Origin of the sequence: Pseudomonas nabeulensis, assembly GCF_004682045.1 — a bacterium.
Taxonomy (GTDB): domain Bacteria; phylum Pseudomonadota; class Gammaproteobacteria; order Pseudomonadales; family Pseudomonadaceae; genus Aquipseudomonas; species Aquipseudomonas nabeulensis.
In genome coordinates this window covers 268188-294970 of sequence record NZ_QUZT01000001.1, presented here as the reverse complement: position 1 = coordinate 294970, position 26783 = coordinate 268188, and the positions used below count along the sequence as shown (strand labels likewise).

General features: G+C 61.8%; 23 protein-coding genes. 14 read left to right on the top strand and 9 right to left on the bottom strand.

What is annotated here, in order from left to right; genetic code table 11:
- Positions 1 to 94: 94 nt before the first annotated feature.
- The 3 genes from adeC to DYL61_RS01455 are packed head-to-tail and all read right to left on the bottom strand — an operon-like array spanning position 95 to position 5862.
- Positions 95 to 1552, bottom strand: a complete 1458-nt coding sequence (gene adeC, locus DYL61_RS01465; protein WP_135306902.1) for an AdeC/AdeK/OprM family multidrug efflux complex outer membrane factor — start codon at positions 1550 to 1552, stop codon at positions 95 to 97.
- Positions 1549 to 4710, bottom strand: a complete 3162-nt coding sequence (locus tag DYL61_RS01460) for an efflux RND transporter permease subunit (RefSeq protein ID WP_135306901.1) — start codon at positions 4708 to 4710, stop codon at positions 1549 to 1551. Before DYL61_RS01460 ends, adeC begins: the two co-directional genes overlap by 4 nt.
- Before the next feature lie 3 nt (positions 4711 to 4713).
- Positions 4714 to 5862, bottom strand: coding sequence for an efflux RND transporter periplasmic adaptor subunit (locus tag DYL61_RS01455; RefSeq protein WP_135306900.1), 1149 nt, complete (start codon positions 5860 to 5862; stop codon positions 4714 to 4716).
- 287 nt (positions 5863 to 6149) lie between these two features.
- Between DYL61_RS01455 and DYL61_RS01450 the strand changes: the two genes are divergently transcribed.
- Positions 6150 to 6782 carry a TetR family transcriptional regulator gene (locus tag DYL61_RS01450; protein WP_105698678.1) on the top strand — a complete coding sequence of 211 codons (633 nt, stop codon included), beginning with the start codon at positions 6150 to 6152 and terminating at the stop codon, positions 6780 to 6782.
- Positions 6783 to 7100: 318 nt separating this feature from the next.
- Here DYL61_RS01450 and DYL61_RS01445 read toward each other — a convergent pair whose 3' ends face one another.
- Genes DYL61_RS01445 through DYL61_RS01435 form a run of 3 tightly spaced genes read right to left on the bottom strand, consistent with a single transcriptional unit; the run spans position 7101 to position 9690 of the window.
- Complete coding sequence (locus DYL61_RS01445; protein WP_135306899.1) at positions 7101 to 8156, bottom strand: alkene reductase; 1056 nt, start codon at positions 8154 to 8156, stop codon at positions 7101 to 7103.
- A 27-nt stretch (positions 8157 to 8183) separates the two neighbouring features.
- Positions 8184 to 9350, bottom strand: a complete 1167-nt coding sequence (locus tag DYL61_RS01440) for an MFS transporter (protein ID WP_135306898.1) — start codon at positions 9348 to 9350, stop codon at positions 8184 to 8186.
- Positions 9351 to 9363: 13 nt separating this feature from the next.
- Positions 9364 to 9690, bottom strand: coding sequence for an ArsR/SmtB family transcription factor (locus DYL61_RS01435; protein WP_135306897.1), 327 nt, complete (start codon positions 9688 to 9690; stop codon positions 9364 to 9366).
- 154 nt (positions 9691 to 9844) lie between these two features.
- Here DYL61_RS01435 and DYL61_RS01430 point away from each other — a divergent pair, with 154 nt between their 5' ends.
- Positions 9845 to 10429 carry an acyl carrier protein phosphodiesterase gene (locus tag DYL61_RS01430; RefSeq protein WP_135306896.1) on the top strand — a complete coding sequence of 195 codons (585 nt, stop codon included), beginning with the start codon at positions 9845 to 9847 and terminating at the stop codon, positions 10427 to 10429.
- A gap of 114 nt (positions 10430 to 10543) precedes the next feature.
- Here the strand turns inward: DYL61_RS01430 and DYL61_RS01425 are convergent, their stop codons facing one another.
- The gene (locus tag DYL61_RS01425) at positions 10544 to 11335 is read right to left on the bottom strand and encodes a lysophospholipid acyltransferase family protein (protein WP_135306895.1); all 792 of its coding nucleotides are present in this window, start codon (positions 11333 to 11335) and stop codon (positions 10544 to 10546) included.
- Positions 11335 to 12090: an L-ornithine N(alpha)-acyltransferase gene (gene olsB, locus DYL61_RS01420; RefSeq protein ID WP_135306894.1), complete on the bottom strand. Its 756-nt coding sequence runs from the start codon at positions 12088 to 12090 to the stop codon at positions 11335 to 11337. The genes DYL61_RS01425 and olsB overlap by 1 nt, the downstream gene beginning before the upstream one ends.
- Before the next feature lie 187 nt (positions 12091 to 12277).
- On the opposite strand from olsB, the gene DYL61_RS01415 reads away from it, so the two are divergent.
- The 8 genes from DYL61_RS01415 (at position 12278) to DYL61_RS01380 (ending at position 20639) form a co-directional block, all read left to right on the top strand.
- The gene (locus DYL61_RS01415; protein ID WP_135306913.1) at positions 12278 to 13351 is read left to right on the top strand and encodes a serine hydrolase domain-containing protein; all 1074 of its coding nucleotides are present in this window, start codon (positions 12278 to 12280) and stop codon (positions 13349 to 13351) included.
- Positions 13348 to 13662 carry an amidase gene (locus DYL61_RS01410; protein ID WP_135306893.1) on the top strand — a complete coding sequence of 105 codons (315 nt, stop codon included), beginning with the start codon at positions 13348 to 13350 and terminating at the stop codon, positions 13660 to 13662. Before DYL61_RS01415 ends, DYL61_RS01410 begins: the two co-directional genes overlap by 4 nt.
- Before the next feature lie 242 nt (positions 13663 to 13904).
- Positions 13905 to 15080, top strand: a complete 1176-nt coding sequence (locus DYL61_RS01405) for a M20 aminoacylase family protein (protein WP_135306892.1) — start codon at positions 13905 to 13907, stop codon at positions 15078 to 15080.
- A 59-nt stretch (positions 15081 to 15139) separates the two neighbouring features.
- Complete coding sequence (locus DYL61_RS01400; RefSeq protein ID WP_105698688.1) at positions 15140 to 16450, top strand: citrate-proton symporter; 1311 nt, start codon at positions 15140 to 15142, stop codon at positions 16448 to 16450.
- Entirely contained in the window at positions 16447 to 17889 is a 1443-nt protein-coding gene (locus tag DYL61_RS01395) for an amidase (RefSeq protein WP_135306891.1), read from the top strand. Before DYL61_RS01400 ends, DYL61_RS01395 begins: the two co-directional genes overlap by 4 nt.
- A 65-nt stretch (positions 17890 to 17954) precedes the next feature.
- Positions 17955 to 18716, top strand: a complete 762-nt coding sequence (locus tag DYL61_RS01390) for an IclR family transcriptional regulator (RefSeq protein ID WP_135306890.1) — start codon at positions 17955 to 17957, stop codon at positions 18714 to 18716.
- Between the two features lie 190 nt (positions 18717 to 18906).
- The gene (locus tag DYL61_RS01385) at positions 18907 to 19485 is read left to right on the top strand and encodes a YceI family protein (RefSeq protein WP_135306889.1); all 579 of its coding nucleotides are present in this window, start codon (positions 18907 to 18909) and stop codon (positions 19483 to 19485) included.
- Between the two features lie 2 nt (positions 19486 to 19487).
- Complete coding sequence (locus DYL61_RS01380; RefSeq protein WP_135306888.1) at positions 19488 to 20639, top strand: phospholipase D-like domain-containing protein; 1152 nt, start codon at positions 19488 to 19490, stop codon at positions 20637 to 20639.
- A gap of 128 nt (positions 20640 to 20767) precedes the next feature.
- Here the strand turns inward: DYL61_RS01380 and bglX are convergent, their stop codons facing one another.
- The gene (gene bglX, locus DYL61_RS01375; RefSeq protein WP_135306887.1) at positions 20768 to 23059 is read right to left on the bottom strand and encodes a beta-glucosidase BglX; all 2292 of its coding nucleotides are present in this window, start codon (positions 23057 to 23059) and stop codon (positions 20768 to 20770) included.
- A 225-nt stretch (positions 23060 to 23284) separates the two neighbouring features.
- On the opposite strand from bglX, the gene DYL61_RS01370 reads away from it, so the two are divergent.
- The 4 genes from DYL61_RS01370 to DYL61_RS01355 all read left to right on the top strand — a co-directional run bounded on the left by DYL61_RS01370 (position 23285) and on the right by DYL61_RS01355 (position 26731).
- Complete coding sequence (locus DYL61_RS01370; protein ID WP_135306886.1) at positions 23285 to 23896, top strand: LemA family protein; 612 nt, start codon at positions 23285 to 23287, stop codon at positions 23894 to 23896.
- Between the two features lie 18 nt (positions 23897 to 23914).
- On the top strand, positions 23915 to 24640 hold the full coding sequence (locus tag DYL61_RS01365) for a TPM domain-containing protein (RefSeq protein WP_135306885.1): 726 nt from the start codon (positions 23915 to 23917) through the stop codon (positions 24638 to 24640).
- Positions 24641 to 24668: 28 nt separating this feature from the next.
- On the top strand, positions 24669 to 25286 hold the full coding sequence (locus DYL61_RS01360; protein WP_028619297.1) for a TPM domain-containing protein: 618 nt from the start codon (positions 24669 to 24671) through the stop codon (positions 25284 to 25286).
- Between the two features lie 236 nt (positions 25287 to 25522).
- Entirely contained in the window at positions 25523 to 26731 is a 1209-nt protein-coding gene (locus tag DYL61_RS01355; protein ID WP_135306884.1) for a class I SAM-dependent methyltransferase, read from the top strand.
- Positions 26732 to 26783: the final 52 nt, after the last annotated feature.

Here is a 26783-nt window from a genome sequence, read left to right as displayed (position 1 = left end):
CAAGCCCCCTCCCACATTTGTCCCCAGTGATGTTGAAAAAAATGGCAAAAAAAAACCGCTTCCGGTGAGGGAAGCGGTTTTTTCTACAACAGCATCAGAACAACTTCAGCGCCGGTGCTTCTTCTTTCAGCGGTTCGTTCTTCGCGGTCTGTTCGCTCCAGCCACCGCCGAGGGCCTTGTACAGGTTGACCTCGCTGGTGAGTTGCGCCAGGCGGTCGGTGATCAGCGATTGCTGGGCACTGAACAGTTGGCGCTGGGCGTCGAGGAACGTCAGGTTGCTGTCCACACCAATGCGGTAGCGACGCTCGGCCAGGCGGTAGTAGTCCTGGTTGGCGGCGACGAAACCACGCTGGGCTTCCAGTTGTTGCTTGTAGGTTTCACGCGAGGCGAGGCCGTCGGACACTTCCTGGAAGCCGGTCTGGATCGCCTTCTCGTAGTTCGCCACGTTGATCTCTTTCTGGATCTTCGAGTAGTCCAGGCTGGCGCGCAGGCTGCCGGCGTTGAAGATCGGGATGTTGATCTGCGGAGCGAACGCCCAGGTGCCCGAACCACCTTTGAACAGGCCGCCCAGGGTTGGGCTCGCGGTGCCGGCACTGGCGGTCAGGCTGATGCTTGGGAAGAACGCTGCACGCGCTGCGCCGATATTGGCGTTGGCGGCCTTGAGGTTGTACTCGGCCTGGATGATGTCGGGACGACGTTGCAGCAGGTCCGATGGCAACCCGGCGGGTACTTCGCTGAGCAGGTCATCCGACAGCGGCTTGCTGGCGATATTCGCCGGCAGGCCGGTGCCCAGCAGCAGGGTCAGGCTGTTTTCGTCCTGGGCCACCTGGCGGGTGTAGCGCGCCAGGGACACCCGGGCGTTTTCCACCGAGGTGCGCGCCTGGCTGAGGTCGAGGGCCGAGGCCACGCCGACTTCGTTGCTGCGCGAGGTCAGCTTGTAGCTCTGCTCGTACGCGCCCAGGGTGTCCTGGGTGAGCTTGAGCAGCTCTTTGTCGGCCTGCCAGGTCAGGTAGGCGTTGGCCACGCTGGCCACCAGGCTGATCTGCGTGCTGCGCCGTGCTTCTTCGGTGGCGAAGTACTTTTGCAGGGCCTCTTCACTCAGGCTGCGCACACGACCGAACAGGTCCAGCTCATACGAGCTGATCCCGAGGCCGGCCGAGTATTGGCTGGCGATGGTCGATTCGCCGGTCTGTGACAGCTTGGCCGGCGTACGCGAACGGCTGCCGCTGCCCGTGGCCGAGACGGCCGGGAACAGGTCGGCACGCTGGATCTGGTACTGCGCGGCGTAGGCGTCGATGTTCAGGGCCGCGACCCGCAGGTCACGGTTGTTCACCAACGCGGTCTGGATCAGCTGTTGCAGGGCAGGGTCGTGGAAAAACTGCTTCCAGCCTTGCTCGACCGCGGCCTGGCTCGGCGCCTGGGCCGACGAATACGCCGGCCCCTGCGGGAACTGGGCGGCCACCGGCGCCTCAGGGCGCTGATAGTCAGGTATCAGCGAGCAGCCACTGAGCACGAATGCCGTGACGGCTAAGGAAAGGAGCGACTTGCTCATTGGCCAGCCTCTTTAGGAGTTTCAGTAGTTTCAGTCTTTTTACGCTCGCCGGCGGCGGACACGGTTGCGAAGAACAGTGGCACCCAGAAGATCGCCAGCACCGTCGCCGTGATCATACCGCCAATCACGCCGGTACCGATGGCGTGCTGGCTGCCTGAGCCGGCACCGCTGGAGATTGCCAGCGGCAGTACGCCGAGGACGAACGCCATGGAGGTCATGATGATAGGGCGCAGACGCATGCGAGACGCTTCGATAGCCGCTTCGACGATGCCCTTGCCTTGTTCATGCAGCTCTTTGGCGAACTCCACGATCAAGATGGCGTTCTTCGCCGCCAGGCCCACCGTTACCAGCAAGCCCACCTGGAAGAACACGTCGTTGGACAAGCCGCGCATGCTGGTGGCGATCAACGCACCCACCACACCCAGCGGTACGACCAGGATCACCGCGATCGGAATCGACCAGCTTTCGTACAGGGCCGCGAGGCACAGGAACACCACCAGCAGCGACAGCGCATACAACGCAGGCGCCTGGGAGCCGGACAGACGTTCTTCGTACGACAGGCCCGTCCAGGCATAGCCCACGCCCGCCGGCAATTGCTTGGCAATGCGTTCGACTTCGGCCATGGCGTCACCGGTACTGTAGCCCGGTGCCGGGGTGCCGAGGATTTCCATCGCCGCTACACCGTTGTAGCGCGACAGTTTCGGCGAACCGTAGATCCACTTGCCCGAAGAAATGGCCGACATCGGCACCATCTTCCCGGAGTCGCTGCGCACGAACCATTTGTCGAGGTCTTCCGGCGACATACGGCCGGCGGCCTCGCCCTGTACGTACACCTTCTTCACCCGACCACGGTCGATGAAGTCGTTGACGTAGCTGCCACCCAAGGCAATCGCCAGGGTCTGGTTGATGCTCGACAAGGTGATGCCTTGGGCGCTGGCCTTCTCGTCGTCGACGGTGAGCTCGTACTGCGGCTCATCGTTCACGCCGTTAGGACGTACACCTGCCAGGATCTTGCTTTGCGCCGCCGCACCCAGGAACTGGTTGCGCGCTTCCATCAGCTTCTCGTGGCCGACGCCGCCCTGGTCTTGCAGGAACACGTCGAAACCGGTGGCGTTACCCAACTCCAGTACCGAAGGCGGCACGATGGCAAAAACCATGGCGTCCTTGAAGGCCCCGAAGAAGTAACCCTGGGCACGCTTGGCCACTTCGAACACCGACATGGACGAATCACGCTCATCCCACGGTTTGAGCATCACGAAGGCCAGGCCCGAACTCTGGCCACGACCGGCGAAGTTAAAGCCGTTTACGGTAAATACCGATTTCACAGCCTTGCCTTCGCCCGGCTCGCCTTCCTTGTCGTTGAGCAGGAAGGCACGCATGTCGTCGATGACTTTTTGCGTACGTTCTGCCGACGAACCGACCGGGGTCTGGACCTGGGCGAAGATCACGCCCTGGTCTTCCTCGGGCAGGAACGCGCTTGGAATACGGGTGAACAACCAGACCATGCCGAGCACGATGACCAGGTACACAAAGAATGCCGGAAACTTGTGCTTGATCATGTTGCCCACGCCACGCTCGTAGCTGACAACGCCACGGTCGAAGGTGCGGTTGAACCAGCCGAAGAAACCACGCTTGGGTTGGCCGTGTTTTTCCGGATCGATCGGCTTGAGCATGGTGGCGCACAAGGCCGGGGTGAAGATCAGGGCTACCAGTACCGACAACGCCATGGCCGAAACGATGGTGATGGAGAACTGTTTGTAGATCACACCGGTGGAGCCGCCGAAGAACGCCATCGGCAGCAGTACCGCCGACAGTACCAGCGCGATACCCACCAGGGCGCCCTGGATCTGGCCCATGGACTTGACCGTCGCTTCCTTGGGCGACAGGTGTTCCTCGGCCATCACCCGCTCGACGTTTTCCACCACAACGATGGCGTCGTCCACCAGCAAGCCGATGGCCAGGATCATGCCGAACATGGTCAGGGTGTTGATGGTGAAGCCGAACGCAGCCAGGATCCCGAACGTACCCAGCAATACCACCGGTACGGTCATGGTGGTGATGATGGTGGCGCGGAAGTTCTGCAGGAACAGGAACATCACCAGGAACACCAGCACGATCGCTTCGACCAGGGTGTGCACTACACCGGAGATCGATTCGGTCACGACTGGGGTGGTGTCATAGGGCACCACCGCCTTCATGCCAGGCGGGAAGAACGGTTCCAGGGACGCCACGGTGGCACGGATGGCCTTGGCGGTGTCCAGGGCGTTGGCGCCCGAAGCGAGCTTGATCGCCATACCGGAAGCCGGCTTGCCGTTGAACTGCGCACTGATGCTGTAGTTCTGGCCGCCCAGTTCGATACGGGCGATGTCACGCAGGCGAACCTGCGAACCGTCGGCATTCACCTTCATCAGGATCTTGCCGAACTCTTCGGCAGTTTGCAGACGGGTCTTGCCGATGATGGTTGCGTTCAACTGGGTGCCGGGCAGGGCAGGCAGGCCGCCCAATTGGCCGGTGGCCACCTGCACGTTCTGGGCCGAGATGGCGGTGCTGACGTCTACCGGGGTCAACTGGTAGTTGTTCAGCTTGGCCGGGTCCAGCCAGATACGCATGGCGTACTGCGAACCGAACACCTGGAAGTCACCGACACCCGCAGTACGCGAGATTGGGTCCTGGATGTTGGAGACGATGTAGTTGGACAGGTCGTCCTTGGTCATGCTGCCGTCTTCCGACACCAGACCGATCACCATCAGGAAGTTCTTCACCGACTTGGTCACGCGGATACCCTGTTGCTGCACTTCTTGCGGCAGCAGCGGGGTCGCCAGGTTCAGCTTGTTCTGCACCTGAACCTGGGCGATGTCCGGGTTGGTCCCCTGGTTGAACGTCGCGGTAATGGTCATGCTGCCGTCGGAGTTACTGTCCGAGGCGACATAACGCAGGTTATCGATACCGTTGAGCTGTTGCTCGATCACCTGCACCACGGTGTCCTGCACGGTTTGTGCGGACGCACCTGGGTAGGTCACCTGGATGTCGATGGCGGTTGGCGCGATGGCCGGGTATTGGTTGATGGGCAACTTCAGGATCGACAGTGCCCCGACCAGCATGATCACCAGGGCAATTACCCAGGCGAAAATGGGACGGTCGATAAAAAATTTCGACATGGGTTACTCCCCCTGGCCAGCAGCGGCGGCAGGAGCTGGAGCGGAACCGGCAGGCTTGGCGTTGTCGGCGTCCTTGACCTGGACTTCGATGCCCGGCTTGATGAATTGCAGGCCTTCGGTGATCACACGGTCACCGGCGTTCAGGCCTTTTTCCACCAGCCAGTAGGCGCCGGACGTGCGGTTGGCCACCAGCTGACGCTGCTCGACCTTGTTGTCCTTGTTCACCACCATGGCCGTCGGGATGCCCTTGATGTCGCGGGTCACGCCTTGCTGCGGGGCCAGGATGGCTTTGCTGTTCACGCCGGCTTGCAGCTGGGCGTGTACGAACATGCCCGGCAGCAGGGTGTGGTCAGGGTTGGGGAACACGGCGCGCAGGGTCACCGAACCGGTGGTCTGGTCAACCGAGACTTCGGAGAACTCCAGCTTGCCGTCCTGACCATAGTCGCTGCCGTCTTCCAGGGTCAGCTTGACCTTGGCCGCGTTTTCGCCGGCTTTTTGCAGCTGGCCGCTTTCCAGGTCGCGGCGCAGCTTGAGCATTTCAGCCGAGGACTGCGTGACGTCGACGTAGATCGGGTCCAGTTGCTGGATCACGGCCATGGAGTCGGTCTGGCCATTGCTGACCAGCGCGCCTTCAGTCACCGAAGAACGGCCGATGCGCCCGGAAATCGGCGCATACACCTTGGTGTAGCGCACGTTGATCTGGGCGGTTTGAACGTTTGCTTCCGCAGTCATGCGGTTGGCAACGGCGGTGTCGTATTCCTGGCGGCTCACGGCCTGCTCATCAACCAACTGCTTGTAGCGGTCGGAGATGGACTTGGTCTGGGTCAGGCTGGCTTGTGCGCTTTTGAGGGTGGCGTCATACACCGACGGGTCGATCTGGTAGAGCTGCTGCCCTTCCTTCACGTCGCCGCCTTCCTTGAACAGGCGCTTGAGAATGATGCCGTTGACCTGCGGGCGAACTTCCGCGATGCGGAAAGCCGTGGTGCGGCCTGGCAGTTCGGACGTCAGGGTAAAGGCTTGCGGTTGAATGGTGACCACGCCGACCTGAGGGGTTTGAGCGGGCGGAGCCGCTTCTTCCTTTTTACATCCGCTGAGCAGCGATGCCAGGGCGACGGCAGTGACCAGAGCGGTAACAGCTGGCTTAAGTTGCATGAAGATCCTCGGGTCAGGCGCGCAGAGTGCGCACAAGAAGTGTGGAAGGGTAAAAAATAAACGGCATGTAGATAAGTAGCTTGCTACGCAATATACTTACGTTCATGGTTGTTTGTAAACTCTTGACAGGCTTCGCGGAATGTTGACAAAGCAACGCCCAAAGCCTCGATTCCATTACGTTCGGCACCCATGACGGTGTCGTCCCACAAAATATTCTGATGATCGTTGGCCGCTATTAATTCTGCGTTAACGATAGTCTCAAGTGTCCTGATTGAGGTTGTACTGCCATGGTTCGTCGCACCAAAGAGGAAGCTCAGGAAACGCGCAGCCAGATTCTCCAAGCCGCCGAGCAGGCTTTTTATGAGCGCGGCGTCGCCCGCACCACGCTGGCCGACATCGCCGCGCTGGCCGGTGTGACGCGGGGTGCCATCTACTGGCACTTTAGTAATAAATCCGATTTGTTGCAGGCGTTGCTCGACACCCTGCATGAACCGCTGGACGAATTGGCCAGGGCCAGTGAAAGCGAGGATGAACTCGACCCGTTGGGCTGCATGCGCAAGCTGCTGATTCATTTGTTCCATCAAGTGGCCCTGGACCCGAAAACCCGGCGTATCAACGAGATCCTGTTTCATAAGTGCGAATTCACCGATGAAATGTGCGACATGCGCCGCCAGCGGCAAACCCATGCCCTCGAATGCAACCTGCGTATCGGCCTCACACTGCGTAACGCGGTCCATCGCGGGCAACTCCCGGAAAACCTCGACACCGCCCGTGGTGCGGTGTGCATTCATGCCTACATCAATGGCCTGATCGGCCAGTGGCTGCTGGTGCCCGACAGCTTCCAATTGCACCAGGAAGCCGAACGCTGGGTCGATGCAGGGCTGGACATGCTGCGCCTGAGCCCCAGCCTGCGCAATTGAGACAAAATGCGTAATTAAGTCTGGTTGTGTCAACAGTTAAGCCTAAGGCGCGTCAATCGTCCTTCCGGCTTATTGGTGGGGTGACTTTATATACGGGCTGGCGGGCGGTTGATACGTAGTCGGCTAAGTATTTTGTAGGGATTTTGTTGCGGGGGTGTGAAGGAGTGTTTCCCTTCTGATTTGCACAAATCTAAATGTGGGAGGGGCGGTGCGACGATTCGACTTGCCCCCGATAGCGGTGTGTCAGTCAATGCATGTGCTGACTGAACCACTGCCATCGGGGGCAAGCCCCCTCCCACATTGAACTGTTGTACTGCTTTAGATCGCCAGGGTTGGATAGTCGATATAACCCACCGGCCCCTTGCTATAGAACGTATCCGGACGCGGATCATTCAGCGGTGCATCCGCCTTCAACCGTGTCGGCAAATCCGGGTTGGCAATAAACGGCACACCCCAGGCCACCGCGTCCGCCTTGCCTTCCGCCAGCCACGCGTTGGCGCTGTCCTTGGTGAAGCGTTCGTTGGCGATGTACACGCCGCCAAAGGCTTTTTTCAACTGTGGGCCGAGGCTGTCACCCGCTTCTTTCTCGCGGGAGCAAATGAACGCAATCCCGCGCTTGCCCAGTTCACTGGCGACGTAGGTAAACGTCTCCGCCAGGTTGTCATCGCCCATGTCGTGGGAGTCGGCACGCGGTGCCAAATGCACACCTACGCGGCCCGCGCCCCAGATTTCGACGGCGGCATCGGTCACTTCCAGCAACAGGCGAGCACGGTTTTCCAGGGAGCCACCGTAGTTGTCGGTGCGTTTGTTGGTGCTGCTTTGCAGGAACTGGTCGAGCAGGTAGCCGTTGGCGCCGTGGATTTCCACACCGTCGAAGCCGGCGGCCTTGGCGTTTTCGGCGCCGGTGCGGTAGGCGTCGATGATGTCAGCGATTTCAGCGGTTTCCAGGGCGCGTGGCGTTGGGTAGTCGGCCAGTGGGCGCACCAGGCTGACGTGGCCTTTGGGCTGGATCGCGCTCGGTGCCACCGGGGTCTCGCCGTTCAGGTACGACTCATGGGAGATACGGCCCACGTGCCACAGTTGCAGGAAGATCTTGCCGCCCGCGCCGTGAACGGCCTTGGTCACGTTGGCCCAGCCACGTACCTGGTCGTTGGACCAGATGCCCGGGGTGTCGGGGTAACCCACGCCCAGCGGCGTTACCGAGGTGGCTTCGCTGAGGATCAGCCCGGCAGAGGCGCGCTGCACGTAGTATTCGGCCATCAGCGCGTTGGGTACGCGGCCTGCATCAGCGCGGCAGCGGGTCAGCGGCGCCATGATGATGCGGTTCGACAGTTCCAGGTCGCCCAGTTTGATCGGATCGAAAATAGTCGTCATGGGAAAACACCTTCTCTTTGAAGTTGATCAGTTGGTCGCAGGGGCCAGGTCGGCATCGCCGCCCTGACGGAAAGTAATCAGGGTCACCAGCAGTGCCAGGATCGCCAGGGCCGCTGCCGCCAGCGGCACGCTGGTCAGGCCGAAGCCGTGGGCAATCACCGTGCCGCCGACCCAGGCACCCAGGGCGTTGCCGATGTTGAAGGCGCCGATATTCAGGGTGGACACCAGGTTCGGTGCCGCCTTGCCGAAGGTCACCACGTTGATCTGCAACGCCGGCACGGCGGCAAACGAAGCGGTGGCCCAGAGGAACAGGGTGATTTCGGTCGGGATCACGGCGATGCTGGTCCAGGTCAGCGCGGTGGAGACCACGGCCATGCTGATAAACACACCGATCAAGGTGGCGGCCAGGCGCTTGTCCGCCAGCTTGCCGCCGATGATGTTGCCCACGGTAAGGCCCAGGCCGATCAGCAACAGGGTCCAGGTCACGCCTTTGGGCGACACGCCGGTGACATCGCCCAGCAGCGGCGCGACGTAGGTGAAGAGGGTGAACATCGACGCGGCGAACAGTGCAGTCATGCTCAGCGACAGCCAGATGCCGGCGCCTTTCAGGGCCGCCAGTTCGGCGCGCATGTCGAGTTTTTCTTCATCGCGCTTGGCCGGCAGGAAGCGGATCAGGCCGATCAACGCCACCACACCAATCACCGTCACCGCCCAGAACGTCGAGCGCCAGCCGGCTTCCTGGCCCAGCGCCGTACCCAACGGCACGCCGAGCACGTTGGCCAGGGTCAGGCCGGTGAACATCAAGGCCACGGCCGACGCACGTTTGTTGGCCGGCACCAGGTTGGCCGCCACCACCGAACCAATCCCGAAGAACGCACCGTGGCACAGCGCAGTGACCACACGGGCAAACATCAGCACGTTGTAGTCGCTCGCCAGGGCGCAGAGCAGGTTGCCGATAATGAAGATGCCCATCAACGCGACCAGCGCAGCCTTGCGCGGCAGCTTGGCGGTGGCCAGTGCCATGAACGGTGCGCCGATGGCCACGCCCAGGGCGTAGCCGGTCACCAGCCAGCCGGCGCCGGGGATCGACACGCCGAGGTCCGCCGCTACATCGGGCAACAAGCCCATGATGACGAACTCGGTGGTGCCGATGGCGAAGGCGCTCAGGGCCAGGATGAGTAGCGAGAGGGGCATTAGGGTTTCCTTGTTACAGCGGTTCGCTGATGTCAGAGCTGAGCTCGGTCGTGAGCGCATCGAGGAACGCCTGGATGGTGTCCTCGTTGCGTTTGAAAAAATGCCACTGCCCGGCCTTCTGGCTGCTGATCAAGCCCGCCCGTTGCAGGGTCGCCAGGTGGGCCGACACGGTGGACTGGGACAAGCCGCAGCGCTGGTCGATCTGCCCGGCGCAGATGCCGTATTCGTGGTTGTGCACTTGCTCGGGGAATTGCACTTTCGGGTCTTTGAGCCAGTTGAGGATGTCTCGCCGTACTGGGTGCGCCAGGGCTTTTATTATTTCGTCGAGGTCGATGGACATGGCAGGTGCTCGGTGTAGTGACGCGTTATATCGCGATGAGGCGAACCTTAAATCGTTATATCTCGATATACCAATATGAATTCGGTCTTAGCTCAGGCTAAATCGGTATATCGGGTTATAACGATACGTTGATCGCAGTGCTAGACTGCGCGGCATGAATTATCTCGCACATCTGCACCTGGGCGGCCAACTTCCTGCGCAACTGCTGGGCAGCCTCTATGGCGATTTTGTCAAAGGCCGCCTACAGGGCCAGTTCAACCCGCAAATCGAAGCGGCGATTGCGCTGCACCGCTCCATTGACCGTTTCACCGACACCCATCCGTTGGTGGGGGAGGCGTTGTCGCGTTTCAGCCTGACCCGCAGGCGTTATGCGGGGATCGTCCTGGATGTGTTTTTCGACCACTGTCTGGCGCGGGACTGGACGCTATATGCCGACCAGCCGCTGGAACGCTTCACCTCGCAGGTGTACCGCGTATTGGCCGCCGAGCCGCAGCTGCCAGGGCGCTTGGCGCAGATTGCCCCGTGGATGGCGGCGGATGATTGGCTGGGTTCTTATCGCGAGTTTGCGGTGATGGAGCAGGTGCTGCGGGGGATTTCGCGGCGGCTGACGCAGCCGCAGGAGTTGGGGTTTGCGATGCAGGAGTTGCGGGAGCTGTATGAGCCTCTAAGTGAAGATTTCCGAATCTTCTACCCCGAATTGCAAGCCTTCGCACAAACCCACCTGACAACTCAAAATTAAAAATGTGGGAGGGGGCTTGCCCCCGATTGCGGTGGGTCAGCTATAGATAAGCTGACTGATCTACCGCTATCGGGGGCAAGCCCCCTCCCACATTTGAAGAGTGTTCATCTGAGGTCAGGCGGCGAAAGCTGGCCGAGCATCCACTTGCTCCACCTCCGGCACCGGCCCAAACAACGCCTTCTGCACCGCCTGCTGCGCCTGATACGCCAGCGCCGCGCGTTCCTGCCCGGCACAGGCAATCGGCTTGAGCACATGAATTTCCACATCGCCCTGGTCGTTGGCAAACAGGCGCATCAGGTGCGAGAGCAAATCATCATCGCCAATAAACGGTGCCAGCGAATCCACTTGCCCATCGCGCAGGTAACGGATCGCCACCGGCTGCAAGGCCACATCCGCGTCAATCGCACTGGCCAGCAAGCGTCCGTGGAAGGTGCGCAGGCTGCGGCCATCGGTGGTGGTGCCCTCGGGGAACATCAGCAGGGGATGCTGTTGCTCCAGGTGGCGGGTCATTTGCTTGCGGATCAACTGGCTGTCGCCCGAGCCACGGCGGATAAACAGGCTGCCTGCCTTGGCCGCCAGCCAACCCGCCACCGGCCAGGTGCGCACCTCGGCCTTGGACAAAAACGACATCGGCGCCACCGCGCCCAGCAGCGGAATGTCGGTCCACGACACGTGGTTGCTCACCCACAGCATCGGCTGCGTCGGCAACTCACCGTGCACCGTCACGCGAAAGGGCAGGGCATTGGTCAACCGCGCCATAAAGAACCGCGACCAACGCTGACGTCGCACCATCGAGTTGGCTATCCCTAAGCGCTCGAACAGCCCAAACACGCTGGCCATGCTCAAGCCCAGCGCCACCACCACCAGCACGCGGGCAATGCGCCCGTACACCCGCAGGCGGCTCATCACATTGCAGCCTTGAAGTGGCGCGCATACCGCGGGCACAGGTTGTCGCGCTTGAGCAGGATGAACACGTCGGCGACTTGGAAGTCCTCATCCCAGCACGGCTCGCCGCAGATCTTCGCCCCCAGGCGCATATAGGCCTTGAGCAGGGGGGGCATTTCCGCGATCACGTTGGACGGCAGGTCCAGCGCCGGCAGTGGTTTTTTCGGTTCGGCCCGCAGGTGTTCGTTGCACAGGTAGCGTTCGCGCAGGCGCTGCATGATCGCGTGGGCCTGGATGCCGCCGTCGTGCATCGGAATGCTCGCGCAGCCCATCAGGTAGCTGTAGCCACCCTGGTTGAGCACTTCGGCCAACTCACCCCACAACACGGCGATGGTGCCGCCGTTGCGGTAGGCCGGGTCGACGCAGGTGCGGCCGATTTCCAGGATCGGGCCTTGCAGGTGCAGCAAGCCATGCAGGCTGAATTCTTCTTCGCTATAGAACCGGCCCAAAGTGCTGGCGGCCTGGTGATCGAGCAAACGGGTGGTGGCCACCAGGCGACCGCTGTTCAAGTCACGCACGCCGATATGGCTGCAGTGAACATCATAGTCATCCATGTCCAGACCCAGCTCCGCGCCTTTCAGCTTGGCGTTGAACTCGCCGCTGAACACGTTGAACCGCAGGGCCTGGGCTTCTTGCAACGCGTCGGCGCCAACCAGGCGTTCGGCTTGCAGACGGCGTTCATTGCCGGTGTCGCTGATGCGGGCGATCTGAGTCATGGCGAGTCTCCGAGTGCCGGCCACGATTTCGGCCGGTCGACTTTGTTGTCCAAACTCAGGCTAGGCAGGCCCGGTGTCATCTCCATGAAGTTATGGTGACGCTTGGATGACAGCCCCTCATGTCGCCAATCTGTCATCACCCTCGGCTAGGCTCGCGGGCTTGAATGCCCCCCTTGAGTTTGCGTCCATGGTCCGAGGCTTGTTGTGTGTTGCGCTGCTGTTTGTCACCGTTACCGCCCACGCCGAAACCTGGCCAGACAAAGACTGGGCCATGGGCACCGCACTCTCGGGTCCTGCTGTGGAGGCGCTGAATGCCTACGCTTTTCCACCGCGTGATGACGCCACGCGCACCGGCATTCGCACCGATGCGCTGCTGGTGATCCGCGACGGCGAGATCATTTACGAACGCTACGCCGCACCCACCACCGCCAGTACGCCGCACTTGACCTGGTCCGTCAGCAAAAGCCTGATGGCCACCGTGCTGGGCGTGGCCTACGCTGAAAACCGCTTCAAACTGAGCGACCCCGCCGCACGTTTTTACCCGCCGATGAAGCAACACCCGAAGGTCACCCTGGGTGACCTGCTGCACTGGGCCTCGGGCCTCGACTGGCAGGAAGACTACGAATTCGCCCCGCTGAAATCCTCGGTAGTGGCGATGCTCTACACCCGTGGCCACAGCGATATGGCCGAGTTCGCGGCAAACACCGAAGCCGCCAGCGCGCCGGCTCAGGCCTTCCGTTATTCCAGTGGCGACACCAACATCCTCTCCGCCGCCCTTAAAGGCATGCTCGGCCACAAGGCGTATATGAGTTACCCGTGGGATGCGCTGTTCAAGCCGTTGGGGATTCGCAGCGCGACGTGGGAAACCGATGCTGATGAGACGTTTGTTGCCTCGTCCTACGCCTACCTCACCGCTCGCGATTTGGCCCGCGTGGGACTATTGATGGCACGTGACGGCCGCTGGGGTGAGCAGCAGTTGCTGCCTAAAGAGTGGGTCGCCTTCAATCGCCAACCGTTCACGAACTACCAAGCCGGCCAGGATGAAGCCGTACCGGGCGGCCATTGGTGGCTCAACAAAGGCGCGCCGAGACCCTGGCCCGACGCCCCTGGCGACACCTTCGCCGCCCTCGGCCACTGGGGGCAAGCGCTCTACGTCATGCCTGCCGAACACTTGGTGATCGTGCGCTACGGCGATGATCGCGACGGCAGCTACCGCCACAACGAACTGCTCAAGCGCGTGCTCGCGGCGGTGCAACCATGATCCGTCGTCGGCCGGTGATCAGTGTGTTGCTGGTACTGTTGTTGGCGTTGCTGGGATGGGTGTGGCACGAGCGCGTCAACCTGCAAGCCTTCCCCGACATCATCGCGGCGTACACGGCCAAGGAGTATTGCTCGTGCCGGTATGTGGCGAACAATCCGGCGGAGTATTGCCGGGGCTATGTGAAGCAGTACGTGCCGACCAGCGCGTTCAGCGATAACCCGGAGCGCAGCGAAGTCACCGCCAGTGGGTTGGGCCGTACCCACACCGCCCGCTGGCTCGGCGACCGCCATGGCTGCCGCCTGACCCCCTGACACCCCTCACATCCCTTGTGGGAGGGGGCTTGCCCCCGATGACTGAGTGTCAGCCGACACACATGCCAGCTGACCCACCGCTATCGGGAGCAAGCTCCCTCCCACAGGGTCCAGTAAACGACAAATACACCTTGGTTCCACCCAGTGGAACCACCTTTGATTGTCCTCTCGCCCACATCGCGGTTAGCTGGCGCTGTGCAGCAAACAAGAACGGGAACACCCGCCTGTGAGGAGAATCACCTATGCGCCCACACCAGCACATCCTGGATTGGCTCAGCGACGTGGCCGGCGATTTGCACGCCGTGCGTCATGATATTCACGCTCACCCTGAACTCGGCTTCGAAGAAAACCGCACTTCGGCACTGGTCGCCCAATCGCTGAAAGACTGGGGCTACGAGGTTCACACCGGCATCGGCAAGACCGGCGTCGTCGGTGCGCTGCGCAACGGCAGCAGCCCGCGTACCCTGGGCATTCGTGCCGATATGGATGCCTTGCCCATCATCGAAAACACCGGCGCGGCCTACACCAGCCAGCACGCCGGTTGCATGCATGCCTGTGGGCATGACGGCCACACCACCATGTTGCTCGGGGCTGCGCGTTACCTGGCGGCAACGCGGCAATTCGACGGCACCTTGAACCTGATCTTCCAACCCGCCGAAGAAGGCCAGGGCGGCGCCGAGGCGATGCTCGCCGATGGCTTGCTGGAGCGCTTTCCCTGTGACGGCCTGTTCGGCATGCACAATATGCCGGGCCTGCCGGCGGGGCATCTGGGCTTGCGTGTCGGGCCGATGATGGCGTCCCAGGATTTGCTTACGGTGACCCTCGAAGGTGTTGGCGGTCATGGCTCCATGCCGCATCTGACGGTGGACCCCTTGGTGGCGGCGGCGAGCATGGTCATGGCATTGCAGACCGTGGTGGCGCGCAATATCGACACCCAGGAAGCGGCCGTGGTGACGGTCGGCGCGCTGCAAGCGGGGCAGGCGGCGAATGTGATTCCTCAAGAGGCGCTACTGCGTTTGAGCCTGCGCGCACTCAATCCCAAGGTACGTGAGCAGATGCTGGAGCGGGTATTCGCCATCATCCACACCCAGGCCGCCAGTTTCGGCTGCACCGTGCAGATCGATCATCGCCCGGCCTATCCGGTGCTGGTCAACCACCCCGAAGAAACCGAGTTCGCCCGCCAGGTCGGTATCGCCTTGCTTGGCGCCGACGCCGTGGACGGCAACACCCGCACCCTGATGGGCAGCGAAGACTTCGCCTGGATGCTGCAACGCTGCCCCGGCAGTTACCTGTTTATCGGCAACGGCGTATCGCGGCCGATGGTGCACAACCCCGCCTATGACTTCAACGACGACATCCTGCTGACCGGCGCCGCCTATTGGGGCGCGCTGGCCGAGAGCTGGCTCAAGCCTGCCTGACGACCTGCTTTTTTCTGCCGCTGGACCCTTTCCCTTATCGGTTGAACGGAGTGTTCCTCATGCAGACTTCAAGACCAGGCGTATCCCGCACCCGCCAAGTGGTGGCGGCCGTGATCGGCAATGCGCTCGAGTGGTACGACTTCATCGTTTACGGCTTTCTGGCCAGCATCATCGCCCGGCAGTTTTTCCCCTCGGACGATGAATACGCCTCGCTTTTGATGGCCCTGGCCACCTTTGGCGTGGGCTTTTTCATGCGCCCGGTGGGCGGGATCCTGCTGGGCATCTATTCGGACCGCAAAGGCCGCAAGGCCGCGATGCAGTTGATTATCCGGCTGATGACCGTGTCCATTGCGCTGATCGCCTTCGCACCGAACTACGCCGCCATCGGCATGGGCGCGCCGATGCTGATCGTGGTGGCGCGTATGCTCCAGGGCTTTGCCACCGGCGGTGAGTACGCGAGCGCCACGGCGTTCCTGGTGGAAAGCGCACCGGCCCATCGCAAAGGGTTGTACGGTTCATGGCAACTGGTCGGGCAGTGCCTGGCGGTGTTTGGCGGGGCGGCGATGGTGGCGATGGTGACGCACTTCTTTTCGCCACAAACCCTCGACCTGTGGGGCTGGCGCCTGCCGTTCGTATTTGGCTTGCTGATCGGTCCGGTGGGGTTGTGGATTCGTCGGCACATGGAAGACCCGGAAGAATTCATCGAAGCCCGCAAGCAAGTCACCGGCCCCGAGCCCAGCCTGATGCAGGTGGTGCGCGAGCATCGGCGCAGCATCCTGGTATCCATGGGCCTGGCCTGTGGCGCCACGGTGTCGTTCTACGTGGTGCTGGTGAATATGCCGACCTTCGCCCACAAGAACCTTGGCCTGCCGCTGGACCAGGTGTTGATGGTGCAGATGTTCGCGGTGGCGTTGATGACCGTGGTGATTCCGCTGTCTGGCCTGCTCTCGGATCGCCTCGGTCGACGGCCGGTGTTGATGGCGTTCACCCTGGCGTTTTTCGTGATGGTCTACCCGCTGTATGTGTGGGTCGCCGCTGCGCCGTCCATCGAGCGTTTGTTGGTGATGCAGGTGATGCTCTGCACCGCCATTGGCGGTTTCTTCGGCCCGGCGCCGACCGCGTTGGCCGAGCAATTTCCCATCGAAGTGCGCTCGACCGGCGTGTCGGTGGCCTATAACGTGGCGGTCATGGTGTTCGGTGGTTTTGCACCGTTGATCGTGACCTGGCTGAGCAAAGTGCTGGGCACACCGGTGGCGCCATCGTTCTATGTGTTGTTCGCGTGCGTGCTGACGCTGCTGGGCACTTATTGCATGCAGGAAGCTCCGCGGGCGAAGAAGCCGCTGCCGTTTTCGAATGAGGTGAAGCCTTGAGTATTGTTGATTGGGATGCCACGCAGTTGTCGCGGGCGATTCATGCGCGGCAGGTGTCGTGTGAAGAGGTGATGCAGGCGTATCTGGCGCAGATCCAGCGCTTCAACCCGAGCGTGAATGCACTGGTGTCGTTGCGCGATGCCGAGGCGGTGCTGGCCGAAGCGCGGCAATGTGATCGCGAGTTGGATCACGGCCAGTCCCGTGGCTGGATGCACGGCATGCCCCAGGCGATCAAGGACCTGGCGGCGACCAAGGGGTTGCGCACCACGCTTGGATCTCCGTTGTTCGCTGAACATGTACCCAGCGAAGATGCCATCAGCGTGGCGCGGGTGCGGGCCAGCGGCGCGATCATCATCGGCAAGACCAACGTGCCGGAATTCGGCCTGGGTTCGCAAACCTACAACACGCTGTTTGGCATCACCGGCAATGCCTATGACCCCCGCCTCGTCGCCGGCGGCAGCAGTGGCGGGGCGGCGGTGGCACTGGCGTTGCGCATGCTGCCGGTGGCCGATGGCAGCGACATGATGGGCTCGCTGCGCAACCCGGCGGCGTTCAACAATGTGTTCGGCCTGCGCCCGTCCCAAGGCCGCGTGCCGTACGGGCCGACTCCGGAACTGTTCGTGCAGCAACTGGGCACCGAAGGGCCGATGGGCCGTAGCGTGACGGATGTGGCGCGGTTGCTGAGCATCCAGGCCGGTTACGACCCGCGAGTGCCGCTGTCCTCCAAGGAGGATCCGGCGGTGCTGGGCGAACCTTTACAACGCGACTTCAAGGGCGCTCGCCTGGGCTGGCTGGGGGACTACAACGGCTATTTGCCGATGGACGATGGCGTGCTGGCTTTGTGCGAAGCGTCCCTCGGCGATTTCGCCGCGTTGGGCTGCGAGGTGGAAAGCTGCCAACCGGACTTTTCCATGGCGCGCCTGTGGCGCAGTTGGTTGGTGCATCGCCACTGGCTGGTGCACGGCAACCTCGGTGCGGCCTATGCCAACCCGCAGAAACGTGCGCTGCTCAAGCCCGAAGCACAGTGGGAAGTGGAGGGCGGCCTGGGCTTGAGTGCGCAGCAGGTGTACCAGGCCTCGGTGGACCGCAGCGAGTGGTATCGGGCCCTGGCCAAGTTGTTCGAACGTTACGATTTCCTGCTGCTGCCCACCGCCCAAGTGTTCCCTTTCGATGCACAACAGCCGTGGCCGCGCCTCGTCGGTGGGCGCGAAATGGACACCTATCACCGCTGGATGGAAGTGGTGATCGGCCCGACCCTGGCCGGCCTGCCGAGCATGAGCGTACCGGTGGGCTTCAACGCCCAAGGCCTGCCCATGGGCGTGCAGATCATCGGCCCGGCCCAGGCGGACCGCGCGGTGCTGCAATTGGCCTATGCCCATGAACAACTCACGCAATGGGTACAACGCCGTCCGCCGATGTGCCTTGAATCGACGGGTTGATGCACGACCGGGCCTGTATCTTGCTGTGAAATTCCGATCATCCACCGCAATCAGGGAGATCGAACATGGCCGACACGGGCACCGTACGCTCGGTTGAGCGCGCACTGGCAATTGTCGAGTTGGTGGGCGAACACCAGGCCCTGGGGCTGGAGGAGTTGCATTACCTCACAGGTTTGCCCAAGGCCACCGTGTCGCGCATGTTGCTGACCTTGCAGGATCAAGGCTGGGTCTATCGTGGCCTGAGTGACCGGCGTTATCGGCTGCGCGCCCAACGCCTGTTCGGCGACACCCAGCAACGCTTCAAACGCCAGCTGGTAGAAAGCGCCGCGCCCTGGCTGCTGGAACTCAGCGAACGCACGGGGCTGGTGGTGGATTTGTCCTGCTTTGATGGCGAGCGCCTGGAAGTCATGGAAAGCGCGATCCCCGGCGTGTTGCGCAAGCTCTATCCCAATAACTGCCAGATCGTCGGCCAGCACGCCAGCCTGTTTCATTCGGCGATGGGCAAGGCCTGCCTGACCCAATTGCCGGCTGAAGAAGTGCAGCGTTTGGCCGGTTGCAACCAGGTCGCAGCGGATGAGCAATACCGTGCCTGCGAACAATCCCTGCACCAGGGGTTTGGCCAGCGTACCGAGGGGTATTGGGAGTATCCGGTGCGGTTACCGTTTTTGATTCGCGCGGTGGCACTGCCGGTGCAGGCCAATGGGCGATTGGTGGGGAGTATGGCGCTGCATTGGCCGATGCATCAGGCGCCGGTGGAGCGGGTGTTGAATTTGCACATGGCCAGCCTGGAGCAGACCGTGCGCGAAGTGCAGCGCACACTGATCTGACAGCCACCACAGATCCAATGTGGGAGGGGGCTTGCCCCCGATGGCGGTGTATCAGCCAACTCATTTATGACTGAACCACCGCTATCGGGAGCAAGCCCCCTCCCACAAAAAGAACCATTCCACATTGGATTTGCGTCGCTTGTGACAATGCGCTTAAGGTTCGTGCAGGTTTTCGCCCCACGAGTCTTCAATGTCAATCAAACCCCTGGCCTTCGCCCTGTTGGCCGCCACAGCCGTGCCTGCCCATGCCGACTGGTACCTGGATAACGAATCCTCGCGCCTGTCGTTCGTCACCACCAAGAACACCGAAATCGCCGAAGTACAGCGCTTCCTGGTGCTGCACGGCAAGGTCGACAGCAAAGGCGCAGCGCAGGTGGAAGTGGAGATGGACTCGGTCAACAGCGGCGTGCCGCTGCGCGATGAGCGCATGCGCAACCTGCTGTTCGATATCAAGACGTTCCCCAATGCGCTGATCAATGCGCAAATCAATCTGCAACCGATCAACGACCTGGCCCCCGGTGCGCAATTGGAATTGCGTTTGCCGATGTCGGTGACCCTGCACGGCAAGACCCAGACCTACAGCGCCGAACTGCTCGCCACGCGCCTGGACGACCGCCGCTTCCAGGTGGTGACCCTGGAACCGCTGGTGCTGCATGCCGAGGACTTCGATCTGGCGCCGGGTGTGGCCGCGTTACGCAAGGCCGCTGGTGTGGCGTCCATCAGTTTGTCGGTGCCGGTGGGTGCGGTGCTGATCTTCACGGCGCGCTGACCATGGCCGGCGCGGTGTTCCCCTGGCGCAGCGCCAACCGTTTCGAGTTGTTGATCGACGGGCCGAGTTTCTTCCCGCAAATGCTGGTGGACATTGCCCGCGCCGAGCGGCAAGTCGAGTTGGAGTTGTACCTGGTGGAAGCCGGCGCCTGTGCCGAAGCCATGGTGCAGGCCCTGGTCCTCGCCGCCGAACGCGGTGTGCAGGTGCGCTGCCTGTTCGATGACTACGGCAGCCTGGCGTTTACCCTCGGGCTGCGCAAACGCTTGACCGATGCGGGGGTGGAACTGCGTTTCTACAATCGCCTGAACTGGCGCCGCTGGATGCGCAACCTGTACCGCGACCACCGCAAGCTGTTGTTGATTGACCAAGGCATCGCCTTTGTCGGCGGCACCGGCGTCACCGATGAGTTCTGGACGCCCGGTCAAGACAGCGCCGACTGGCATGAAGTGATGGTGCAGATCAGCGGCCCGCTGGTGCTGGACTGGCAAGCGCTGTTCGACCGCCAATGGCAAGCCAACAACGCCCGGCGTGCCTGGAAACCTGGGTTTGGCCTTCCGCGCTTGCCCCGAATGCCCGCCACCGGACCCGGCCTGGGACGGGTCGCCTATGCCGACGCACGCCAGCACCGCGACATTCTGCAATCGCTGATCCGCGCCTTGAACAGTGGCCAGCAACGTATCTGGCTGGCGACGCCGTACTTCTTGCCGACCTGGGGCGTGCGACGCGCATTGCGCCGGGCGGCGGGGCGCGGCGTGGACGTGCGATTGCTGCTCACCGGGCCGCGCACCGATCACCCGTCGGTGCGTTACGCCGGGCACCGTTACTACCCACGGCTGCTGCGTTCAGGCGTGCAGATTTTCGAATACCAGCCGTGCTTCCTGCACCTGAAAATGGTGCTGGTGGATGATTGGGTCAGCGTGGGCTCGTGCAATTTCGATCATTGGAATCTGCGCTTCAACCTGGACGCCAACCTGGAGGCGCTGGACCCGGATCTGACGCGTGCAGTGGCGGGCAGTTTCGAGCGGGATTTTGCGCAAAGCCAGGCGGTGAGCCTGGAGGCATGGCAGTCGCGGCCATTGTGGCGACGGGTGAAGCAGCGGGTGTGGGGGTGGATTGATCGGTTGGTGGTCAATTTGCTCGACCGACGCGGCTAGCCAGAACGAAGGAGATCAAATGTGGGAGGGGGCTTGCCCCCGATAGCGGCGCATCAGTCAGCTTATCTGTAGCTGACACACCGCAATCGGGGGCAAGCCCCCTCCCACATTTTGACCCCATTAGGGCTTTAGAGCAGTTCGAACGTCTGCTGCTGCACATCCTGGGAATCCAACCCAATCTGCACATTGAACTCACCCGGCTCCGCCGCGAACTTGAGCTGGGTGTTGTAGAACTTCAAGTCTTCCTCGGTGATGGTGAAGTGCAAGGTGCGCTGTTCACCCGCCTTGAGCAGGACTTTCTGGAAGTTCTTCAACTCCTTGATCGGGCGGATCATCGAGCCGGCCACGTCCTGGATATACAGCTGCACCACGGTTTCGCCATCGACCTTGCCGGTGTTGGCCACGGTCACGCTGGCGTCGAGCTTGCCGGTCTTGTTCAGGGTGGTGGACGACAGCGCCAGGTCCGACAGGGTGAACGTGGTGTAGCTCAGGCCATAGCCAAACGGGAACAGCGGCCCGGTGGTGTCATCGAAGTACTGCGAGGTGTAGTTGCCCGGCTTGCCGGGGGTGAACGGCCGGCCGATGGTCAGGTGGTTGTAGTAGGTCGGAATCTGCCCCACCGAACGCGGGAAGGTGATTGGCAGCTTGCCCGACGGGTTGTAGTCACCGAACAGCACGTCGGCAATCGCATTGCCGCCTTCGGTGCCGGCGAACCAGGTTTCCAGGATGGCGTCGGCTTGTTGGTTCTCTTCGAGGATCGACAGCGGACGGCCGTTCATCAGCACCAGCACCAGCGGTTTGCCGGTGGCTTTGAGGGCCTTGATCAGGTCGCGCTGGCTTTGCGGGATGTTCAGGTCGGTGCGGCTGGAAGATTCGTGGGACATGCCACGGGACTCGCCCACGGCGGCCACGATCACATCGGCATCCTTGGCGGCTTTCACCGCCTCGTCGATCATCACCTGTGCCGAGCGGGTGTCATCCACCACTTCCGGGGCATCGAAGTTGAGGAAGTTGAGGTAATCCACCACAGCCTTGTCGTTGGTGATGTTGGCGCCACGGGCATAGATGATCTTGCCTTTCTCGCCGATCACCGCATTCAAGCCGTCCAGCAGGGTTACCGATTGCTCAGGCTTACCGGCAGCGGCCCAGCTGCCCATCATGTCGATGGGCGCCTTGGCCAGTGGGCCGACCAGGGCGATGGTCGCGGACTTTTTCAGCGGCAGGGTGTTGTTCTGGTTTTTCAGCAGCACCAGGCTGCGGCGCGCGACGTCGCGGGCTTCGGCACGGTGCAGGCGGCTCTCGGCGTAGGTATCGGCCGGGTCATCCTCGGCCTTGCCAATACGCAGGTACGGGTCCTTGAACAGGCCCATGTCGTACTTGGCGCCGAGCACCTCGCGCACGGCGTTGTCGATGTCGCTTTGTTCGATCTCGCCGGACTTGAGCAGCCCCGGCAATTCCTTGCCATACAGCGAGTCGTTCATGCTCATGTCGATGCCGGCCTTGATCGCCAGCTTGGCGGCTTCACGCCCGTCCTTGGCCACACCGTGTTTGATCAGCTCGAAGATCGCGCCATGGTCGCTCACGGCCAGGCCCTTGAAGCCCCAGTCCTTGCGCAGCAGGTCGTTCATCAGCCAGGTGTTGGCGGTGGCGGGCACGCCGTTGATCGAGTTCAACGCCACCATCACGCCGCCCGAGCCGGCCTTGATCGCCGCGTGGTACGGCGGCAGGTAGTCCTGGTACATCTTGACCGGGCTCATGTCGACCACGTTGTAGTCGCGACCGCCTTCCACCGCGCCGTAGAGGGCGAAGTGCTTGACGCTGGCCATGATGCTGTCTGCATTGGCCGGGCTCACGCCCTGGAACGCCTTGACCATGACTTCGGCGATGCGCGAGACGAGGTAGGTGTCTTCACCGAAGCCTTCGGAGGTGCGGCCCCAGCGTGGGTCGCGGGAGATGTCGACCATCGGTGCGAAGGTGATGTCGAGGCTGTCGGCGGCGGCTTCCTGGGCGGCGATGCGCCCGGAGCGGCCGATGGCGTCCATGTCCCAGCTGGAGGCCAGCGCCAGGCTGATCGGGAAAATCGTGCGGTGACCGTGGATCACGTCGTAGGCGAAGAACATCGGGATCTTCAAGCGGCTGCGCATGGCCGCGTCCTGCATCGGACGGTTTTCCGGGCGGGTGATGGAGTTGAACGTGCCGCCGATACGGCCGGCGGCGATTTCCTTGCGGATCAGCTCGCGGGGCATTTCCGGGCCGATGCTGATCAGGCGCAATTGGCCGATCTTTTCATCGAGGGTCATCTGCTTGAGCAGGTCGCTGACAAACGCGTCCTTGTCTTTAAGCGCAGCAGGCTTTGTTTCGGCCCAGACGGGGTGACTGGCCAGAGTGGCAACAAGGCCGAGCAAACACAGCTTCTTCATGAATATCCTTTTTCGGCTCACTGCACAGCGAATAGGCGCTGTTCTGCCAAAATGGTGGGGAACATATGTTGTTGTTCGAGTGTTATTGCAGAAAATGCACCACACTTCTGAACTCTTATTTGTGCTGGGCATCTTTTTAGCTGATTGAACGGATGCATTCCAGTCGAGGCGGGGATTATGCCTTACCGCCGTCCAATTCCATCAAGGTTCGCCAGGAGAAACACCATGCAAGCAGCACAAGGTTACCGCTGGGGCTTCAAAGCCGCGGTTTTGCTCATGATCAGTACGGTGCTCAGCGGTTGCGGCATCAACAACATTCCCACCCTGGATGAACAGGCCAAGGCCGCCTGGGGCCAGGTGCAGAACCAATACCAGCGCCGCGCCGACCTGATCCCCAACCTGGTGGAAACCGTGAAGGCCTACGCCGCCCATGAGCAGGAGACGTTGACCGCCGTGATTGAAGCGCGGGCCAAGGCCACCTCAATCCAGGTGGATGCCAGCACCCTCGACAACCCGGAAAAACTCAAGCAGTTCCAGCAAGCCCAGGACGGCCTGAGTGGCGCACTCAACCGCTTGATGGTGGTGTCCGAGCGTTACCCGGACCTCAAGGCCAACCAGAACTTCCTGGCCTTGCAGTCCCAGCTTGAAGGCACCGAAAACCGTATCACCGTGGCGCGCCGCGACTTTATCCAGGCGGTGCAGGCCTACAACACCGAGATCCGTACCTTCCCGGGCCGCCTGTGGCACAGCGTGATGTACAGCGACCTGCCGATTCGCGCCACGTTTGAAGCCACCAGTGAAGGTGCGGATAAAGCACCGCAAGTGAAGTTCAAATAACGCTGCATTGAGGTGTCGATGCGTTTATTAAGGATAGGCCTGGCGCTGTGGCTGTTGGCCTGCGTGGGCGCGGCCCAGGCGGCGCTGAGCTTCCCGGCGCTGACCGGGCGGGTGGTGGACAACGCCCAGATGATCGACCCGGCCACGCGGGCGCAATTGACCCAGCAATTGCAGGCGCTGGAGCAGACCACGGGCGATCAGATCGTGGTGGTCACCGTGCCCGATTTGCAGGGCGTGCCGATTGAAGACTTCGGTTATCAATTGGGCCGCCACTGGGGCATCGGCCAGAAGGGCAAGGACAACGGCGCGTTGTTGATCGTCGCCCGCGATGAGCGCAAATTGCGCATCGAAGTCGGCTACGGCCTGGAAGGCGTACTGACCGATGCGCAGTCGTGGGTGATCATCAACCAGGTGATCGCGCCCAAGTTCAAGGCCGGCAACTACAGCCAGGGCATCAGCGACGGCGTGGCAGCGATGCTGCAAGTGGTGGGCGGCGAACCGCTGGCGGTGCCGGCCCATGTGGCGGACGCGAACTTTGCCAAGGATAATCCCGGGTTTTCCATCGGCCTGTTTATCCTGCTGATCGGCGTGTTGTGGCTGTGCAATCGCCTGGGCCTGCCGGTGGGCGCGATCTTGCTGGCGATCCTCAGCAGCAGCGGACGCGGCGGTGGCGGTGGCGGGGGCGGTGGTTTCCGCGGCGGCGGTGGCGGCTTCGGCGGCGGCGGCGCCTCGGGTGGCTGGTGATGATAATAATGAGAGAGCAACGACAACCATGGCATTACTGACAGAACACGAGCAGCGCCAAGTCGCCGAAGCGATTGCCCGCGTCGAGAAAACCACCGATGCGGAACTGGTGACCGTGCTGGCCGCCCGCGCCGACGACTACGCCTATATCCCGCTGTTGTGGGCCAGCTTGATCGCCTTGGTGGTGCCCGGCGTGGTGCATTACCTGTCGGGTTACCTGACCATGTACACCTTGCTGCTGGCGCAATGGGCGACGTTCATCGTGTTGTGCCTGGTGTTTCGTTTGCCCAAGGTCACCACGCGGTTGATCCCCCGTTCGGTACGCCACTGGCGCGCGTCCAACCTGGCACGGCGCCAGTTCCTGGAGCAGAACCTGCATCACACGCTGGGCAGCACCGGCGTGCTGATTTTTGTCAGCGAGGCCGAGCGGTATGTGGAGATCCTGGTGGATGATGGGATTTCCAAGCGTTTGGATGACGGCAGTTGGGATGTGATCGTCAAGGCGTTTACCCAGCAGGTGAAACAGGGGCAGACGTTGGCGGGGTTTATCAGCTGTATCGAGGCGTGTGGTGAATTGCTCAAGGTGCATGTGCCGGTGACGCAAACCCGCAATGAGCTGCCCAATCGCCTGGTTGTGCTCGAATAAACGATCCAAAACAGGGCCAAAAATGTGGGAGGGGCGGTGCGACGATTCGACTTGCCCCCGATGGCGGTGTATCAGCCAGCCTGTTTGTGACTGACACTCCGCTATCGGGGGCAAGCCCCCTCCCACATTGGATTTGTGGTGGTGTTGAGAATCGACCGTTGATCAAATAACCCCGTGCCCTAAACCCCCATCCCCCCTAAAATGCCCGGCATTCTTTGCCCGAGGCGTTTTTGTTCATGTCCGTCACCGCTCAACCTGCCAGCGATCACCACGCCCAGTTCATCCAACTGCTGAGCGACAGCCTCGCGCACAACGCGTTTATCAAGCTGGTGCTGGCCAAATACGTCGGTGAGGAAGCCGAGTTGCAGCGGCTGATCATCAAGCCGGTCACGGTCAAGGACCAGGCGTGCCTGTCCTTCGTCTACCGCTACAAGACCCGCGACATCACCAAGAACTTCCCGTTGGCCGAAGGCGTGGCAGCGATTGCCGCGTTGCTGCCCACTCAGTTCAAGAACGCCCACCTGCTGTCGCTGACCGACGAAGCCCAGCTGGAATACAGCAAGAAGAACAAAAGCTCGCTGTTCAAAAGCAAGCCGCAGCAACTGCGCGAAGCACCTTCAGCCGAGCATAACCGCGAGAAGAATCGCTTCCTCGATCTCAGCCGACCGTTCCTCGCCGACCTGGGCGTGACCGATGCCAAGCAGGCGCTGATCCCGTCGATGTCGCGCAAGTGGAAGCAGATCAACAAGTTCATCGAAGTGTTCAGCCATGCGCTGACCTCATCGCCGTTGAAGCTGGACCAGCCGGTGCGTGTCGCCGACTTTGGCTCAGGCAAGGGCTATCTCACCTTCGCCATCCACGACTACCTGCGCAACACCCTCAAGGCCGAGGGCGAAGTGACCGGCGTCGAGTTGCGCGAAGACATGGTGACTTTGTGCAACACCGCCGCTGCTCGCCTGGAGCATCCGGGGCTGGTGTTCAAGTGCGGCGATGTACGCAGCGTGGCGCCGAGCGAGCTGGACGTGATGATCGCGTTGCATGCCTGCGATATCGCCACCGACTATGCGATCCATACCGGCATCCGCTCCGGCGCGTCGATCATCATGTGCTCGCCGTGCTGCCACAAACAGATTCGTTTGCAGATCCAGAGCCCGGCGTTGTTGAAGCCGATGCTGCAATACGGTTTGCACCTGGGTCAGCAGGCGGAGATGGTGACCGACAGTCTGCGTGCGTTGTTTTTGGAAGCCTGCGGTTATGAGACCAAGGTGTTTGAGTTCATCTCGTTGGAGCACACCAACAAGAACAAGATGATCCTCGCGGTGAAGCGTGCCGAGCCGATGGATAACGCGCAGTTGCTGGACAAGATCCAGGAGTTGAAGGCGTTCTACCACATCACCGAACACTGCCTGGAAACCCTGTTGCGGGCGGATGGGCTTTTGAACTGATCAGAAATCCAATGTGGGAGGGGCGGTGCGACGATTCGACTTGCCCCCGATG

What these genes read in the sequence shown, in the direction of transcription:
- adeC (WP_135306902.1), bottom strand. Translation starts at nt 1,552, where the DNA reads ATGAGCAAGTCGCTCCTTTCCTTAGCCGTCACGGCATTCGTGCTCAGT.
- DYL61_RS01460 (WP_135306901.1), bottom strand. Translation starts at nt 4,710, where the DNA reads ATGTCGAAATTTTTTATCGACCGTCCCATTTTCGCCTGGGTAATTGCC.
- DYL61_RS01455 (WP_135306900.1), bottom strand. Translation starts at nt 5,862, where the DNA reads ATGCAACTTAAGCCAGCTGTTACCGCTCTGGTCACTGCCGTCGCCCTG.
- DYL61_RS01450 (WP_105698678.1), top strand. Translation starts at nt 6,150, where the DNA reads ATGGTTCGTCGCACCAAAGAGGAAGCTCAGGAAACGCGCAGCCAGATT.
- DYL61_RS01445 (WP_135306899.1), bottom strand. Translation starts at nt 8,156, where the DNA reads ATGACGACTATTTTCGATCCGATCAAACTGGGCGACCTGGAACTGTCG.
- DYL61_RS01440 (WP_135306898.1), bottom strand. Translation starts at nt 9,350, where the DNA reads ATGCCCCTCTCGCTACTCATCCTGGCCCTGAGCGCCTTCGCCATCGGC.
- DYL61_RS01435 (WP_135306897.1), bottom strand. Translation starts at nt 9,690, where the DNA reads ATGTCCATCGACCTCGACGAAATAATAAAAGCCCTGGCGCACCCAGTA.
- DYL61_RS01430 (WP_135306896.1), top strand. Translation starts at nt 9,845, where the DNA reads ATGAATTATCTCGCACATCTGCACCTGGGCGGCCAACTTCCTGCGCAA.
- DYL61_RS01425 (WP_135306895.1), bottom strand. Translation starts at nt 11,335, where the DNA reads ATGAGCCGCCTGCGGGTGTACGGGCGCATTGCCCGCGTGCTGGTGGTG.
- olsB (WP_135306894.1), bottom strand. Translation starts at nt 12,090, where the DNA reads ATGACTCAGATCGCCCGCATCAGCGACACCGGCAATGAACGCCGTCTG.
- DYL61_RS01415 (WP_135306913.1), top strand. Translation starts at nt 12,278, where the DNA reads ATGGTCCGAGGCTTGTTGTGTGTTGCGCTGCTGTTTGTCACCGTTACC.
- DYL61_RS01410 (WP_135306893.1), top strand. Translation starts at nt 13,348, where the DNA reads ATGATCCGTCGTCGGCCGGTGATCAGTGTGTTGCTGGTACTGTTGTTG.
- DYL61_RS01405 (WP_135306892.1), top strand. Translation starts at nt 13,905, where the DNA reads ATGCGCCCACACCAGCACATCCTGGATTGGCTCAGCGACGTGGCCGGC.
- DYL61_RS01400 (WP_105698688.1), top strand. Translation starts at nt 15,140, where the DNA reads ATGCAGACTTCAAGACCAGGCGTATCCCGCACCCGCCAAGTGGTGGCG.
- DYL61_RS01390 (WP_135306890.1), top strand. Translation starts at nt 17,955, where the DNA reads ATGGCCGACACGGGCACCGTACGCTCGGTTGAGCGCGCACTGGCAATT.
- DYL61_RS01385 (WP_135306889.1), top strand. Translation starts at nt 18,907, where the DNA reads ATGTCAATCAAACCCCTGGCCTTCGCCCTGTTGGCCGCCACAGCCGTG.
- DYL61_RS01380 (WP_135306888.1), top strand. Translation starts at nt 19,488, where the DNA reads ATGGCCGGCGCGGTGTTCCCCTGGCGCAGCGCCAACCGTTTCGAGTTG.
- bglX (WP_135306887.1), bottom strand. Translation starts at nt 23,059, where the DNA reads ATGAAGAAGCTGTGTTTGCTCGGCCTTGTTGCCACTCTGGCCAGTCAC.
- DYL61_RS01370 (WP_135306886.1), top strand. Translation starts at nt 23,285, where the DNA reads ATGCAAGCAGCACAAGGTTACCGCTGGGGCTTCAAAGCCGCGGTTTTG.
- DYL61_RS01365 (WP_135306885.1), top strand. Translation starts at nt 23,915, where the DNA reads ATGCGTTTATTAAGGATAGGCCTGGCGCTGTGGCTGTTGGCCTGCGTG.
- DYL61_RS01360 (WP_028619297.1), top strand. Translation starts at nt 24,669, where the DNA reads ATGGCATTACTGACAGAACACGAGCAGCGCCAAGTCGCCGAAGCGATT.
- DYL61_RS01355 (WP_135306884.1), top strand. Translation starts at nt 25,523, where the DNA reads ATGTCCGTCACCGCTCAACCTGCCAGCGATCACCACGCCCAGTTCATC.